This is a genomic window from Pseudoalteromonas sp. SR45-6, assembly GCF_014163545.1.
Lineage (GTDB): Bacteria > Pseudomonadota > Gammaproteobacteria > Enterobacterales > Alteromonadaceae > Pseudoalteromonas > Pseudoalteromonas rhizosphaerae.
This window is the reverse complement of the sequence record NZ_JACJDM010000052.1, coordinates 20018-35070: the sequence shown is the minus strand read 5'-3', so window position 1 is coordinate 35070 and position 15053 is coordinate 20018. Positions and strand designations below refer to the sequence as shown.

Annotated in this window: 12 protein-coding genes and 2 pseudogenes; 7 read left to right on the top strand and 7 right to left on the bottom strand. The window is 39.6% G+C overall.

Annotated elements, in window-relative coordinates; all coding sequences use genetic code 11:
* The 7 genes and pseudogenes from H5158_RS23450 to vgrG form a co-directional block, all read right to left on the bottom strand.
* A pseudogene (locus H5158_RS23450) lies at nt 1–137 on the bottom strand (DUF600 domain-containing protein); the annotation flags it as partial.
* 20 nt (nt 138–157) lie between these two features.
* A complete protein-coding gene (locus H5158_RS23445) occupies nt 158–694 on the bottom strand; it encodes a hypothetical protein (protein WP_259398592.1) in 537 nt (178 codons plus the stop codon).
* Nucleotides 695–702: 8 nt separating this feature from the next.
* On the bottom strand, nt 703–954 hold the full coding sequence (locus tag H5158_RS18205; protein ID WP_182719693.1) for a hypothetical protein: 252 nt from the start codon (nt 952–954) through the stop codon (nt 703–705).
* Between the two features lie 56 nt (nt 955–1010).
* A pseudogene (locus tag H5158_RS23440) lies at nt 1011–1085 on the bottom strand (DUF600 domain-containing protein); the annotation flags it as partial.
* A 25-nt stretch (nt 1086–1110) separates the two neighbouring features.
* On the bottom strand, nt 1111–1530 hold the full coding sequence (locus H5158_RS18200; protein WP_182719692.1) for a tol-pal system YbgF family protein: 420 nt from the start codon (nt 1528–1530) through the stop codon (nt 1111–1113).
* Nucleotides 1527–1961 carry a hypothetical protein gene (locus tag H5158_RS18195; protein ID WP_182719691.1) on the bottom strand — a complete coding sequence of 145 codons (435 nt, stop codon included), beginning with the start codon at nt 1959–1961 and terminating at the stop codon, nt 1527–1529. Before H5158_RS18195 ends, H5158_RS18200 begins: the two co-directional genes overlap by 4 nt.
* Nucleotides 1962–1970: 9 nt before the next feature.
* Nucleotides 1971–5456, bottom strand: a complete 3486-nt coding sequence (gene vgrG / locus H5158_RS23685) for a type VI secretion system tip protein VgrG (RefSeq protein WP_182740571.1) — start codon at nt 5454–5456, stop codon at nt 1971–1973.
* 314 nt (nt 5457–5770) lie between these two features.
* Here vgrG and H5158_RS18185 point away from each other — a divergent pair, with 314 nt between their 5' ends.
* From H5158_RS18185 to H5158_RS18155, 7 genes are read left to right on the top strand one after another with little or no spacing between them, the layout of a single operon-like run.
* Nucleotides 5771–6190: a hypothetical protein gene (locus H5158_RS18185; RefSeq protein WP_182719395.1), complete on the top strand. Its 420-nt coding sequence runs from the start codon at nt 5771–5773 to the stop codon at nt 6188–6190.
* A gap of 34 nt (nt 6191–6224) precedes the next feature.
* The gene (gene tssJ / locus H5158_RS18180; RefSeq protein ID WP_145242499.1) at nt 6225–6692 is read left to right on the top strand and encodes a type VI secretion system lipoprotein TssJ; all 468 of its coding nucleotides are present in this window, start codon (nt 6225–6227) and stop codon (nt 6690–6692) included.
* Nucleotides 6692–8032, top strand: a complete 1341-nt coding sequence (gene tssK, locus H5158_RS18175) for a type VI secretion system baseplate subunit TssK (protein WP_182740570.1) — start codon at nt 6692–6694, stop codon at nt 8030–8032. The genes tssJ and tssK overlap by 1 nt, the downstream gene beginning before the upstream one ends.
* A 13-nt stretch (nt 8033–8045) precedes the next feature.
* Nucleotides 8046–8768 carry a type IVB secretion system protein IcmH/DotU gene (gene icmH / locus H5158_RS18170; protein ID WP_182719396.1) on the top strand — a complete coding sequence of 241 codons (723 nt, stop codon included), beginning with the start codon at nt 8046–8048 and terminating at the stop codon, nt 8766–8768.
* Nucleotides 8769–8777: 9 nt separating this feature from the next.
* Entirely contained in the window at nt 8778–12494 is a 3717-nt protein-coding gene (tssM, locus tag H5158_RS18165) for a type VI secretion system membrane subunit TssM (RefSeq protein WP_145242495.1), read from the top strand.
* Between the two features lie 8 nt (nt 12495–12502).
* Entirely contained in the window at nt 12503–13495 is a 993-nt protein-coding gene (gene tagF / locus H5158_RS18160) for a type VI secretion system-associated protein TagF (RefSeq protein WP_145242493.1), read from the top strand.
* Nucleotides 13492–15051, top strand: a complete 1560-nt coding sequence (locus H5158_RS18155; protein ID WP_182740569.1) for a TssA family type VI secretion system protein — start codon at nt 13492–13494, stop codon at nt 15049–15051. The genes tagF and H5158_RS18155 overlap by 4 nt, the downstream gene beginning before the upstream one ends.
* Nucleotides 15052–15053: the final 2 nt, after the last annotated feature.

The following is a 15053-nucleotide window of genomic DNA, read 5'->3' as shown; positions in this document are numbered from 1 at the left end:
TGATAGTGAGCCTTGCATTCAAGTTGGTTTTCATCTTCGCAATCTAAAATAAGCTGAGCCTCAAGCCACGGCTCATTTATTTGCTGGTACAAGTATTGCCCAAGTTGTTGGGGGATGTTTTTTATGTCGGGTTGCATTGGCTTTCCTTAGCGTTTAGTTATTGAGCAACGACTCGCTCGGCGACACTTTCGAAATAACGAGAAGAAAAAGACGGTGTGCTGTTTCTATTTTTTAGGTATTCTTCAGAAAAGAGGGTGACGCCTAAGCTGAGCACTTTTATTTCATTTTTATTTTGTGGGTTTACATCTACTCTAATGCCAATTTCGCCCTCATTAAAGTAGGGTGGGGTCTCTTTATCGCACGCAAAGCGTGAACCAAAAATAGTGGGCATATATGCCTCACCAAAGTAATGGGGATTTTTTGGATTAAATGCGTACAGTTGATTATTTACTTTACTCATATCCCAGTTGCCTTTAATCGCAGCCCCATTAACCCAGAGCGTTTGAGTAAATGGCGTTTTAGAGCGAGATTCATTCGCCTCTCTCTTAAATTCTTTCATTTCTTCACCGTAAGTAACTCTAATATCATCTTCACTAAAGGCAATGGTTTCATTAAATTCAAAGGTCAATGTTTGAGCTATGTGCTTATTGGTTTTAGAATAAAGACCAATACCAATCTCATCCCAATAATACACATCGTTTGCTAAGTGAGTGACTCGGTCGTATGGGCCGAGTATTTTAACCCATTCATCAATGCTGGTATTAAAAATAAGTGATTGACCTTTAAGGTTAAATTACAGCCATTAACTTGAAAGTCACTTGCTTCAGGGGAGGCCACTTGTATTTTTTCAGCGGGCTTTAATAGTGCAGTAACGGTGCTCACTGTCACTTTATCGCACCCCGCTAGCGTTAAAGCGAGCGCTATAAATATAAATCGCTTAATTAAAGTAGTCATAAATATCTCTAAAAAGGGTAGTGAAGTTTGATTGTGTCTAAAATAAGCTTAACCTAAAGCCACGGCTCTTTTATTTGCTGATAAAGGTACTGACCTAGGTGATGCGAGATGTTTTTTATGTCTGGTTGCATGTGCTGTCCTTAGCGTTATGTTCGTTTATAGCTGGACTTCGGACTTCAAAAAGTCATAGTAAAAAAGTCCATCTTCTTCATGATCTTCAAATATTTCTTTTCCGGCTAACATATAGGCCTTAAGTAAAGCATTTTTACTTCTTTCTTTGTCGTCTAACTGATAATGACATTGGCCAGCTCTAAAGTGAATAAATGGGTTATCGAGTGCTTCAGGGTAGTTTAATGCATCTAACATTGCATCAAGGGATTGTTCATATTCATCAAGCATATAATAACTATCACCGATAGATACTTTAAGCCAAACCGCTTGCTCCCAATCCTCATCTGGGTCGGTGAGTAAATCAAAGGCTTTTTGCCAGAGTGTAATTGCGCCTTGAAAGTCTTCTTCATCAAAAAGATCATTGCCTTGCTCGCAATACTCATCTATTTGGTCATGTACATTCATTGGTTATACTCATTAAAAAAAGTTTTGTATTTTTTAGGTTCATCAACGAAGCAGCGACCTCTTGACATGTCGTTTGCTTTATTAAACCATTGATAAGAAATTGGTAATTGTTCCATTTCATAATAAATAGTAGCTTTTAAAAAAATAATTCCACCGTGAAACCCACCTACCTTATTTTTATCTCGATATTCTAAGAGTTGCTCTATGATTTGCAGCGCATCATTGTAAAGTGTTAACTCTCGATACATTTCGCAAATTGCAGTAACAAAACTGAGAGTGACATCCCAATCAAATTTAGGCTCAGGTAATAACCCCCATGCTTCGTCTGCTTTTTTTTTTGCGATGTCAACATTTTTGACTTCTAATGCTTTGTATGCAGAAATATAGAGAGCATCGATTTTATCGCGCAAGTCTATAGGTAAATTTTCCATTATCTTTCCTTACTTTTTCGGGGGTAAATATCTATCGTTAAGCTTAGCACCAGCTGAGCGGTTAATACTGTAATGATCTAGAGTATAATTATTAGAGTCTAACATCCATTCTCGCACTTCTTTTGATTTTGCGCCGTATTGTCTGCCTGTAGTATTCCACCATTTTACTGCATCTGTCGGGTCATGTGCCATATCAGCTTGAGAGAGTGGGTACCATTGATTATCACTCGCTTGAAATTCGGTACCTTTGAATGACTCCCTTATTTTGCCTTTTGCTTTCATCTTCGCAATGACTTTTTTGCCTGTACGAGATGCTTTGCCTGGAGTTTTACCAAGGTATTTCAAGCGGTTTGATATCTTGCGAAGTTTCTTAGGTTTTGTAATGTTTGGGTTAATGCTTTGAGCCCCCTTTAAATCATTCCCTTTCGGCGGCTCTAATTCATTGGCTACTGTTTTCTTCGGTTTCCCTACTACACCTGTACTTGCCGGTGGCTCAAACTCATCGAGGGCTTTGTTTACGCGATTGCCAATTTCTTGCGCGGCGTTTCTTACGCCTTGGTCTATTTGCGGGGTGACTTCATCAAGCTGTTTGACCATGGCTTGCATGCCGTCAATGGCTGAGTCTGGCAGCAGAAGATCGTATTTCCAGCTGGTTGAAATATCGTTAAGTGTATCTCGAAAGCCTTTGATTACGGCTTTTACTTCACTGGCGGCTTGTTTGCCTAAGTCTTGCCAGTTTATTTCGCGCAGGTATTTTACTGGGTCGCCTTTACCCATCTTGCGTAACACTGCAATAGCGGCTTCCATTGACTCACCACTATTTTTAATTACAACTTTACCCACGCCTTTTACAGCAGAGCCTAATAATGGAACCAAACCAATGGCGGTTAGGGTAAAGGCTATCCAACCGTCGCTGTCATTGGCTTTGTCATCATCGGTGAGTAACACGGTATTTGCACAAATATCACGAATATCCATGATTTGGTCAACCACCGGTATCATCGAGATAATTGTACCCACAACGATTTGTGATGTACTCGGGTTTCTATTAAAGTCACCTTGCAGTGTGCCCCATAACCAATCGCCTGCTTGGTTGGCTAAATTGCCAGCCTCTTCCAGTTTTGCAGTGTTACCGCTATTGATCATGTGCACAGCATCAGCGGTGGTTATTTGCCCATACAACGGGTTTGGTGTGGTGTTATCTTCAGGCTGAAAATCGCGACTGTCTTCGCCGTATTTAACACTGAACTGACCGCTGGGAATATTGCTGAGTTGTGCTTGTCCACTGTCATCTAGTTGCCCGGTCGCTTGCGTTCCATCATCAAAGGTAATGGTGTAGGGCGCATTTTTAACCGGGCTGCCGTCTTGGTAAACGTATTCTAAATCGACCACACTGGCGGTAGTTGCAGCAACGCCTGCATCATTTATGGTTACATCATTAATACGGCTAATACTCGCAGGACTTGAGGCACTTGGGCTACTGGCTGTTTTCGGGCTTTCTATATCGTAATCAACTGGTCCATCAAAGGTGACAATGTTGCTGTCGAGGGTGAGTATATTGGTAGCGATGATGGTGGCGTTGCCTTGGCTATCGAGTTTAATTTCGCCGCCGGCGTTATGAATGATTAAATCGCCTTGCCCAGAGCCTGTGATGTTAATTGACTTACTGGTTTGTAAAAACGTTGAACCATTTGGTACGTTGAGCTTTAAATCACTGTTATTAGTCTTTAGTAAAATATCACTTTGCGCGTTTATTTTAACCGCACGCCCCGAAATTAATGACAGCTCTTGGTCAGCTTTTACATCGATTTTTTTACCTGTGAACGCGTTGTTGCCGGCACTTTGGTAATTGATATTGCCGTTGTTAGTTTGTTGTTTGAGTTCATTTTTAACATCAATAAATTGATTGTTCTTTATCACAAACTGTACATTGTTTTGCTCGGTTTCTAGGCATAAATCGCGCCCGGCGTGTAAGTTTATCGTCCCAAGTTGGCTGATCCATTCGATAAATTGGCGGCCTGATTGTTTAGCATTTAACTCAAAGTAATGTTCACTGGCGAGAGTTTGTAAAATGACTTTTGGCTCATTGTCGTCATCATCAAATAGTAGTTCGTTGTGGGCTGCGGTTAATAATCGGTTATGCGTTGGATTGGCGGCGGTTACAACGCTTGGTTGATCGCTATTTAGTGCAAAGCCCATAATGTAGGCGTGATTAGGGTCGTTGTTAATACAGCCTATTAGTACCTCTGAACCACCGACGAGTGGAAAGTGCCATCCAGTGGCCTGAGGTTGGTTTTGGCATGCATACAGCGCTAACTTTTGCAAGGCAGGGCTTGACTGCGTTAGTGGTCTGGCATTTTTGTCAAAATCAACGCGGGCTCGATATTGCCCGTTGTCATCAATAAATGCATTGCCGGTCAGTGATTCTACTTTCGCAGGAAATACCATCGGTTTTGCTTGATGGGGAATAGGGAGTGGCTTAAATGGCGTTCCTCGTTCAATGAATTGCGCTTTACAACTGTATTTAGAGAGCCCTTCATGGCTACTTTCGTCACTTGGTTGCTCGCTGAAGTGCTCGACTGCGATACAGAGTAAGTCACCACTGCTACCAATGCCGGTGTTATCACTTAATGAAATCGAACATCCCGCAAATAAATCACATACGTTACCGGTTAAGCTAATAACTTTATTTAAACTTGCGAGTGCACTACTAAAATTTTGTGCTTGATTAGTTGCGGCGGATTGCGATAACGCGCAGGGTTCAAAGAATGATTGGCTATTGCTGGCAACGGTATTAAATTGCCCATAGGCTGCACTGTTTGCAGTATTGTTATAAATAGACTCAGTAAGTTGAGCATGCATAAAGCCAACAAATTGCTCTCTGTGTTGGTTATTCATTCCAGCGCTACTGGTAACTTCTAAAACGCCGCGCTCAAGGTAGGGACTATTTAAATTACTGTCGCTTATCACCAGTATTTCAGCCGAGTCCTTGCTTTCAAACCAATAAAATAAACCATAGGAAGCCAGTAAACGATGAAAAAACTGCCAATTACTTTCCATTGCTTGTACACACTGAGACATATCAGCAAACGGTTGGGTAACTCTGAAATCTACTTGACCTTGAGAGTATCCGGCTTGTGATGCTAGGTAGTGTAAAACATCTTTTAAATTAACGCCGATAAATACTTTGCTATCTGAGGTGTTTTTTAGCGTACTCAATCGATCTTTTATGACGATATGATAGCGACGCTTGTTGTTGAATAACCCAAGATCGGTGCTTTGTGTTATGAGGCCAGCTTGGTGGCGATAGTAATTGTCTTTATTTACAAATGTAATTAAGGCCGACTGTAATAGTAAATCGTTTAAAGGTTCATCAGTGAGGGTGTCGAAAATCAGGTCAAACTCAAAGCTTTTATTTAAGCGTTCAATTCCTTTTACCTGAGTTACGTTCATTGTTTTGTCATTAATATCTAACAATAATCGTGATTGAGACATTTCCTTGTCCTTTGGCTACCTTGGTCGATAATGCGTGTAAAAATACACATTACTCTAACGATAATCAATAAAATATTTGTAATTAACGATATTTAGAGTATATGTAAATAGGTTCATAATATGTTCATTTTTAAAATTATATGGTGTTGTTGTTTTTGTTTGGAACAACTTTATTTGATAAATAGTTGTGTTTTTGCACTGGATTCAGTTGACATTTTAACAACTATGTTTGTATCATGCGCTAATTCTAAGGACTGAAGAATTACCGCGTTAGTGCACCTTTAAGCTGACTAAGTTAAATCAAGGATGATGAAATGAGAAAAAAAGATTTTATAAATCAGGTTGATAGCCTTTACTCCTTGGCTTGGTCTCTAACCTGCAACATCTCCTCTTTACTAGATCAAACAGGTATTCCTGCGCATCGTGTTTTTTCTGAATCCGTTCTAGATCAGTTTTTCTTCTTTTTGAATAATCCTCCAAAGAACGATGGAAACATTATTTTAATTAATGAAAATATATCTAGTTATATTCAAGAGTTAATAGTTTTAAATTCTAAATTAATATCTTCAATCGATCATGTTGTCATCAAGTCTCTAGCTGTTGAAAATCAAGAAAATAAAAGTTCAGGCTTTTTTTCTAGAATTTTAAATGGCAATCGCTGGTCCGATTGTGCGTCAGTGCGTTTTAATAGGGTTATTTGCCCTGTTTATGAAGAGATCCTTTGTAAAAACTGAATAATCAATTTTAAAATATCTAATGAGGTATTAAATGCGTTTTGCAATAAATAAAGTAATCTTAGCTGTGCTGTTAATGTCACTCACTGCGTGCATGAGCACTAATGTAGAGTTAGACATTACAGCAACAGATAATTTAAATTTAAATCAGTTTGATGAAGCACTTCCAGTGGTTCTCAGAGTGTATCAATTGTCTGATATTCAGAGCTTTAAAACAGCAACGTTTGAAGAACTTTGGAAGTCAGATAAATCAGTATTAGCAAATTCATTGATCACGTTAGAAGAACGCACTATTAATCCTGCCGAAAAAACAACGATCGCTTTTGAACAAGCTGAAAATGCTCGTTTTGTGGCAATTGTTGCGTTATTCAGAGACCGCCAAGGAGATAAATGGAAAACGTATTATCAATTAGGTGATGGTCCGGTTAAATTATCGACTGCATTAGATGTGCTGATCACAAATAATGAAGTGCAGTTGCCTGACGTGGATGAGGCACAGTAATGAGTACTAAAGCCCCCGTAAAACCCGTCTGGGCTGAAGGTGTATTATTAGCACAACACCATTTTCAGTTATTTGATGAGTATCATGAGCAAAATCAAATTGTAAGACAGCGACTTATTTCTCCATTGGTGTTTGGTATCCAGCATCTTGCAATTGATGAGTCAGCGTTATCGCGTGGGCTATTAAAAATTACTAGCTTCAAATTGTTACTTGAAAATGGTCGATTACTTGATTTTGATCGCCAACAACATGACGAATTAAAGCTGGAATTAGATCCTAACCTAGATGAAGTGATTATTTACATCGCGATTGCTGCCAATAAAATCGTCAGTAATATTGAGGGTTATGCAACAACCGGTCAGCTCAGTGCCTATCATGCAGACTATATTGAATTAAATGATGATCATGATGCTGCACGTAATCGTGAAGTGCTGATAGCGCACCCTAAATTTATATTATTAACAGATAGTGATGTAAAAACTTATTTTGATACTTTAGCGTGTTTGAAAATAGTCCGCGCAGAAGACGGCTCTTTTGTTGTTAATAAACACTTTGTACCACCACTGTTAAATATCAGTGCTTCGGTATATTTAACTGAGCTATTAAATCGCACCGCAAATTTAGTGAATGCGAAAGTCAATGTGTTGCTTAGTCGCAGGAAAAACTTTGGTTCAGTGACTGACTTTGGTCCAAACGAGATGAATAGCTTTTTATTACTTAATGCGATGGCACCTTCAGCAAAGCGGTTGGATCATTTAAAAAGTTTGTCATTAGTTCATCCAGAGCGTTTGTACTGTGAATTGGTTGATTTGATCAGCTCTGTATCGATGTTTGAACACAGTGATTTAGTAAACCAAGTCCCTCCTTATCAGCATAAACAACTCAGCCATGTATTTGGTAAATTAGATGAGTTGCTAACTAAGCTACTTGAAGGTGTTGTGCCTAAGAAAATGGCTGGCCTTAAACTTGAAAAAGTTTCCAATGCTATTCATCAGGTTGCGACTATTGACTCAGCAATTTTTGAGCATAACGACTTCTATCTCGCGGTTTATTTTGAAGCTGAGGATACTAAGTGGATTGAAACATTTAGCGACCAAGTTAAAGTCGGCGCAACTGAAAAACTCGATATTATGATTTCATCAGCCCTTGCAGGTGTTCAGCTAACTCACTGCCAACGGCCGCCAAATAAATTAGCAATAAAGAGTGGATATGAATATTTCCGTCTTGAATCACATGGTTACATTTGGCAGCAAATAATCGAAGAGCAGTCGTTAAGTTTATTTATTCCATTTGGTTTGCAAGCTGCGCAAATCGAAATAGTTACTGTCGCACGCAATTAAGTTAGGTGAAATGATGCAACAACAATCACAACAACAAGATTTAATCGCCTGTATATCACCGGTTATAAATGCGTTATCGCCATTAAAGCTCAAGCAATCAACCGATCTTGAGCTGAACGATTTTCGTGATCAGTTATTAAATAGTTTTGATGAGTTTGAGCGTAATTGTTATGCCCAACAAGTGACGACTAGTGTGATGCAAGAAGTAAAATTTGCTCTTACTGCAATGTGTGATGAGTTTGTAATGAGCTCCGGAGCGCATTTTCGTATGGACTGGATGTCACGACCGCTGCAGTTAGAGTTTTTTGGCAATAACCGTGCAGGTGAAGAGTTTTTTGAGCGTTTAGCGACTTTGCGTACTGGCGGTGAAAATAAATTTGCGGCGTTAGAAGTGTACTATATTTGTTTGCAATTGGGTTTTGAAGGTATCTATAAAGTTAAAGGAATAGAACAGCTTAAAGCTTTGATAGTTGACATTCGTGCACAAATTGAAGATGTCAAAGGCACGCCTAATGCACTGCTTTCTGATAATGGCGTACCTGCTGAAGGGTTTGCTATGAAAGTCGGTCGTAATGTCCCTTATTGGGTTATTCTGTCGATTTGTTTAGGCTCAATCGCTTCCCTATTTGCAGGCTTTCATTTTGTGATCAACAAGCAGGCTACACAGAGTACGCAAACCATAAGTAATCAGGTGGAAGTACTCACTCAATTGAATAAAACCAACGAGACACGATAAGGCAATACCATGCAAGGAAGAGTAAATAAAAGTGGCCTAGTGCATTTTTTACTGGGCTTAGTGTCATCTCGCGCCACAGGACAGTTGATCGGTCTAATTGCAGTGCTGAGCATTGTTTGGTTTGCTGGGCGCATGGTGGGCTTAGACACGACTGATAAAAAGCTGATTGCTATGGGAGCAGTTACGGCGGTATTCATTTTATTTATTTTTACTCGTTGGTTATGGACTAAGCGTTCTGGCGATAAGTTAGCTTCTGAACTTGCAAATCACAATGCGGGCTCAAGTGCTGAGCTTGATGAAATAAAAGAAAAAATGCAAGAAGCGTTAGGCTCATTAAAAGCATCGCACTTAGGCGCTGGCTATCGTGGTAATACGGCTCTTTATGCACTACCTTGGTATATGATCATTGGTCCATCAGCGACCGGTAAAAGTACTTTATTTGCTAACTCTGGATTACATTTTCCGTATTCAAACTCTAGCGAACTGCATATTCAAGGTTTTGGTGGCACACGTAACTGTGATTGGTGGTTTTCAGATCAAGCGATCTTAATTGACACCGCAGGACGTTACACAACTGAGCAATCAGAAAACAAAGAGTGGTTATCATTTTTAAATTTACTGAAAAAGTACCGTCCAAAATTACCTATCAATGGCGTAATGGTCGCAATTAGTGTGGCTGATGTTTTAACCTCTGACAGTGAAGAAATTCGCCAGCATGTAAAGTTAGTCCGTGAACGTATTGAAGAGTTGATCACGCAACTAGGTGTTATTTTCCCTGTTTATATCACTTTCACAAAAACCGATTTAATTAGTGGCTTTGAACCTTTTTTTAATGACTTATCTGAAAAAGAGCGCGAGCAAGTGTGGGGCGCATATTTACTTGATATTAGTGAAGACCAAAAAACCGATCCGGCTGAAATGTTCGAGCTCAGAATGGATGAATTATACGAACGTTTGTGCCAGCAACGTTTAAGTAAAGTGGCCCGTGAACGAAATGAGCATCGTAAACAGTTGATCCTTGATTTTCCTAATCAGTTTAAATCGGCCTCAACAAAACTAACCGAATTTGTAAACTTGCTATTTAAAGCGAATCCGTACCAAGAAGTTCCTTGGTTTGCAGGCGTGTATTTTACCTCAGGTACACAAGAGGGCACACCAATTGAGCGAATCACCAACGGTGTACGCGATCAATTTGGCGCGGTTGTGGTTGAACAAAAACAAGAAACAATCACCCAAAGCTATTTTATTAATCGCGTTTTTAATGATGTTGTTTTTAAACTACAAGATTTAACTCGGGGTAATCGTAAAAAGCGCTTAGTAGGTCGTTGGTTAAAAGGTTTAACTGTAACCACGGGGCTTGCCTCAATAGCGGCGATTACAGCGTTATTGATTACCTCATACACCAGTAATCAGTTATTGCTTAACCAAGGCGAAGCACGCGTGAAAGCGGTGGTTGAAGTTAATGTAAATAAGGCGAAGGCGGATCAAAAGCTAGCTGCAACACTTGCATTATTTGAGCATTATCAGGAGCTTGTAAGTTATGAAAAAAGCTTACCTTGGTATTTTATTTTTGGTATTTACGAAGGTGACGAAACAACTCAAAGTGTCGCGAATGTATTATTTAACCAGTTAAACCAATTGATCACACTTCCTGCTGAAAAACAGGTGTTAGCACAATTAAAACAGTATGAAAGCCGTTGGAACTCTGATGAGCCGGAGTCACGCGTAGGTATTCGACAACCTTATTACGAAGCACTTAAATTACATTTAATGCTAAGCACACACCCCGAACATAAAAATGATGAATTTGCTAAACAGCAGCTACTTAGTTTTATTAGTAATCACTTTAATATTGATTTAACAGCGCAACAAGATACACCCATTTATAGTCAATTAACTGCATTGTTAGATGTGTACTTAGCTAATTTAGGTACTGATCTAGAGCATCCTGGGAAGATTAATTTTTGGCAAGCAAATGAAACCGCAATTTATACTGCGCGCGAAAGTTTAAATACTCAACCTGAAGCTGAGCCTCTGTATAAGCAAGTGATAACAAGCTTTGCTGAGCGCAAAAAAGCATTACAGCTTAATCAGTTTATGTCGGCTAATAACCGTGATGTATTAAAAAGTAGCTATGCAATTCCTTATGTATATACCAATGCTGGTTGGCAAGAATATGTATATCCTGAAATTAAACGTATTTCACGGTTAGTGTTCTCAGGCGATTGGGTTATGGGCACCAGTAATGACGAAGGGCAAAATGCTGTAGATGAAGCACAAGCTGAGTCCTTAGCCAAAGCAATGCGTGCTTATTACTTTAAGGATTACGGTAATACTTGGTTCGAATTCTTAAATAGTATTCAAGTCCCAGCGTTTAGAGACTTAAACGATGCAAGTATTGATTTTGCTCGCCTTTCATCAAACGATGGCCCATTGATAGATTTAATGATGCTGGTGAACAATAACATAATGGTTGCTGACGAACCTTCAGCCGTTACCGCGAATAATGACAAAATTGCGACCTTAGTTGCCGGTGCTGCCGACGTTGCGCAGAAAAAAGCAGCAAAAGGAAAGCTAGCTAAACAAGCTATGAACAGCCCTGATTTTTCACAAATGAGTACGGTTAGAGCGCCAGAGCTGGAATCTCGCTTTGCTGATTTACGCCGTTTTACACAAAACGATGATAATAAGCGCAGTTCTGATTACATGGGCCAGTACATTAGTTCATTAAGCAGCATCCACTCAGACATAAAAGCGATGGCGGCGAGTAATGAAGATGATGGCCAAGCTATGATTTTTGTCCAAGATTTACTCTCAGGTAATAATCAAACCAATGCTTTGCAGTCTTCATGGATCATCATTGAAAGCCAAACACGTGCTTTAGACCCACAAACAAAAGAAACGTTGGATACTCTTTTCAAAGCGCCTTTACAAGCGGGTATAGCCACAATTATGGCCAAAGCACGAAGCCAGTTAAATGAAGAGTGGGAAAACCAAGTTTATACAATGTACAGCAACAGCATCGCAGGAAAGTACCCATTTAACCTAAATGGACCTGATGCCGCGATTGCTGATGTGTCGGAGTTTTTAAACACTGAGTCGGGCATATTATGGAACTTTACTAACACTCAACTGAAACCTTTTATGAAAGTACGTCGTGGCGTATGGGAAGAAAAACAGTGGAATGGTGTTGGTATTGGCTTTAGTAAAGAATTACTCGATGGTTTAACAAAAGCAAATAAAGTAACACGTTCACTATTTACTAGTGGCGCAGATTCTGCGGGCTTTAATTTTCAGATGATGCCAGTACCACAAAGAGGCATTCGTGAAACTTATTTAGGCTTTTCAGAGCAAGGTTATCGCTATCGTAATGAGCCGGAGGAGTGGCGTAACTTTTCTTGGCCTGGTCGTGGTGCTGCAGAAAAAGCGATTCTTTATGGTTTAGATAATAAAGGCAATCGAATTTCGATTGAGCAAGATGGTCCGTGGGCGCTACTTAAAGTGCTTAATAATGCTAATGTAAAATGGATAAAAGGCACTGAGTTCTTAGCTACATGGGAACTAACCGATAAGTCAGAACAGCAATTAACAGTACAGTTTTCCTTAAAATCAGGGCGTAATAGCGGTATTTTCTCAAAATATATGCTGACTTCGTTTGCTTTACCGAACTCGTTGTTTTCGAAATCGCCGCAATATGCGCAGTCGAATAATAATTCGGTACAGTAGGGGCGGATATGTTTAATTTATTTTCTAAAAAGAAATCGCCGTTACTAGTAAAACAGTTTTCTTACGGTTATATGGGGAAAACACCAGTACGACCTGATTTTGTGAAGTTAAATATTTCATCGCGTGAATCAGTGGCATTTGATCATTGGTTACAAGAAGGATTTGCTCACCTTAATCGTGGTCGAAAGGCGAATAATGTTGCTGTACTTAATGGTGTTAAATCGTTGTTTTTTGTATCTGGGAACAGTGAAGACAGTAGTTTGCTTGGTATTTTACAACCAAGTAAAGATAGTAGTGGCCGTTTTTACCCTTTTAGCTCTTTTATACATAGCGGATTAGAAACTTATAAACGCCATCCAGCATTTTTGTTTTTATATGCTAGTCATGTGATTGAGCACTTAATTGGTGTGAATGATCGCATTAAAGAAGCGCCATCAATTGATGCGATGGCGGAACAAGCTCATGCTTATAACAAGGTTGCTGATGCGTTGAAGCAACAACCAAATTTAAATCAAGAGCTAGATAAACTGCGCATGATACCGATGAGTGTGCTGTGGCAGCATCTCCAGATGAATGATGTGCATAAGCGTGCTGTATTAATTGAAGAACTATCTGCAGTATTGAAGTCGATTGCAAATAGAGGCTGTCTACGCAGTCAATTTGGTATTCGTTTACCAATGCCACAGTTTAGTCATGAGAGCGCCTTGGTCGCTGGGTTTTGGCTGCATTTAATAGCATCTGTGGTTGCTGATCACAACTGGCAACCGTGGTTCTTTTATCAACTAGGATGTGAAGATCATGCGCCTAGTTTAACGGTGTTTTGTCGTCCTGTATCGGCATCCTATTTTAGCTCGATTTGGTTAAATGAAGACAAATCAACACAAATTATTGATTTGACGAATTTACCATTGAGCAAAGTGCCAAGTGACTACAGTATTAATTTTGCCGATATGGATAACGTAAGTGTATACGATGCACTAAGACGATGGTGTAAAGCATGAGTTTAAAGCAACCACATACTCACAATAGCTGGCAACTATGGCTGGATGAACTTGCTGCACCATTGCAAGGTTTGCCGTGTGGCGAAGATTTAAAATACGAAGAAACATTTAAAAGTCTCAAAGCATCTTCATCGGGTGTTGGTGAGGTTGATTTTAAAGTGATGTTTATTCAAGCAACTGACTTATTACAGAATAAGAGTAAAGATTTACGTATTGTTAGTTACTTATGCTTAGCTGCAACCAGTGAATTTGGGGTGCAGGGGTTAATTAGTTCAATCAAATTGTTTAATAAGATATTGGCTGATTTTAGCAACGACGTACACCCACTTAAAGAGCGCATGCGCAGTGCTGTAAATACCTGGTTTTTACAGCAACAAGAACGTCTAAAAGGGATTTCGCAAAGTCATTCGGCAACCGCAGAACAATGGGCCGAACTAGATGCGGTATTAACCGATTACAACCAACACTCAGTACCATTATTAGATAGTGAATCAGGTCCTTTATCTACTTTAAACGAGTGGACTGACGAGCAAATGAAACGCAACCCAGTTGCAAAGGCAGTCGAGCCGTCAGTTGTTAGTAAAGACGATACTGAACAAGCACCAAGCGACGGTACACCGGCAACAAATTCAACATCATCAGTGCACAGCTCTGTAAGTCAAGTTGCAAGTATTACGGTTGGTGATCTCAGCAGTGACACGGCTTATTTATCAGCTATTCGTGAATTACTGAATTTTGATAAAGAACAAAATAACATCGAGCGGGTGATTAAATTATCACGTGCTGCACGTTGGTCTGGGCTGAAAATACCGGCTAATGAAAATGGTAAAACACGCTTACCAGCACCAAGAGCTGCGGCTTTTGCACCGATTGAAAATGCACTTGCCAGTGAACACCCAGAGCAGGCACTCATGCTTGCTGAAGGCTTATTTATGGAAGGTGCGATGCAATTTAATCTCAACTTACAAATGTTGGTATTAAGTGCGTTAAAACAATTAAATAAAGGCAAGCTAAGTTACTGGCTTGAGCAGCAATTGATTAATTTAACTAGTCAGTTTCCGCTTTTAACTCATTTACAGTACGACGATGGCACAGGGTTATGCAGCCCAGCCAATAAAGAAACGTTACTTGAAATTAGCAATGCACAAACACCAGCAAGCAATAATTCGCAAGGCAATATTTTTGATGAACATTATAGCTTATTGGCTGATGAAGTAGTGCAAGGACAACTCAGTGCTGCGCTTAGCAAGGTTGAGCAATTAAGTACCCCTACCGGGTTTGACCAATCACAAAGCCAATTATTAAAAGCCAAGTTGTTACTTAAAGCGGAGCATTATGAACACGCTTTGGCAATTTTAACCGAATTACTTGAGCAAATTGAAACTTTTCAATTAGCGAAGTGGCAACAACATTTTTGCATGGAAGTATGGCGTTTTGCCAAACAATGTTACGCCAATCTGTCGTTGGCAGAAAGTGATGAAATGAGTTTAGCTGCTAAGCAAATTAGTCAGCGAATGATGGTAACCAATCCGGCTCAAGCAATAGCTTGGATTTAGTT

What these genes read in the sequence shown, in the direction of transcription:
- vgrG (WP_182740571.1), bottom strand. Translation starts at nt 5,456, where the DNA reads ATGTCTCAATCACGATTATTGTTAGATATTAATGACAAAACAATGAAC.
- tagF (WP_145242493.1), top strand. Translation starts at nt 12,503, where the DNA reads ATGTTTAATTTATTTTCTAAAAAGAAATCGCCGTTACTAGTAAAACAG.
- H5158_RS18195 (WP_182719691.1), bottom strand. Translation starts at nt 1,961, where the DNA reads ATGGAAAATTTACCTATAGACTTGCGCGATAAAATCGATGCTCTCTAT.
- tssM (WP_145242495.1), top strand. Translation starts at nt 8,778, where the DNA reads ATGCAAGGAAGAGTAAATAAAAGTGGCCTAGTGCATTTTTTACTGGGC.
- H5158_RS18200 (WP_182719692.1), bottom strand. Translation starts at nt 1,530, where the DNA reads ATGAATGTACATGACCAAATAGATGAGTATTGCGAGCAAGGCAATGAT.
- icmH (WP_182719396.1), top strand. Translation starts at nt 8,046, where the DNA reads ATGCAACAACAATCACAACAACAAGATTTAATCGCCTGTATATCACCG.
- H5158_RS18185 (WP_182719395.1), top strand. Translation starts at nt 5,771, where the DNA reads ATGAGAAAAAAAGATTTTATAAATCAGGTTGATAGCCTTTACTCCTTG.
- tssK (WP_182740570.1), top strand. Translation starts at nt 6,692, where the DNA reads ATGAGTACTAAAGCCCCCGTAAAACCCGTCTGGGCTGAAGGTGTATTA.
- tssJ (WP_145242499.1), top strand. Translation starts at nt 6,225, where the DNA reads ATGCGTTTTGCAATAAATAAAGTAATCTTAGCTGTGCTGTTAATGTCA.
- H5158_RS18155 (WP_182740569.1), top strand. Translation starts at nt 13,492, where the DNA reads ATGAGTTTAAAGCAACCACATACTCACAATAGCTGGCAACTATGGCTG.
- H5158_RS18205 (WP_182719693.1), bottom strand. Translation starts at nt 954, where the DNA reads ATGACTACTTTAATTAAGCGATTTATATTTATAGCGCTCGCTTTAACG.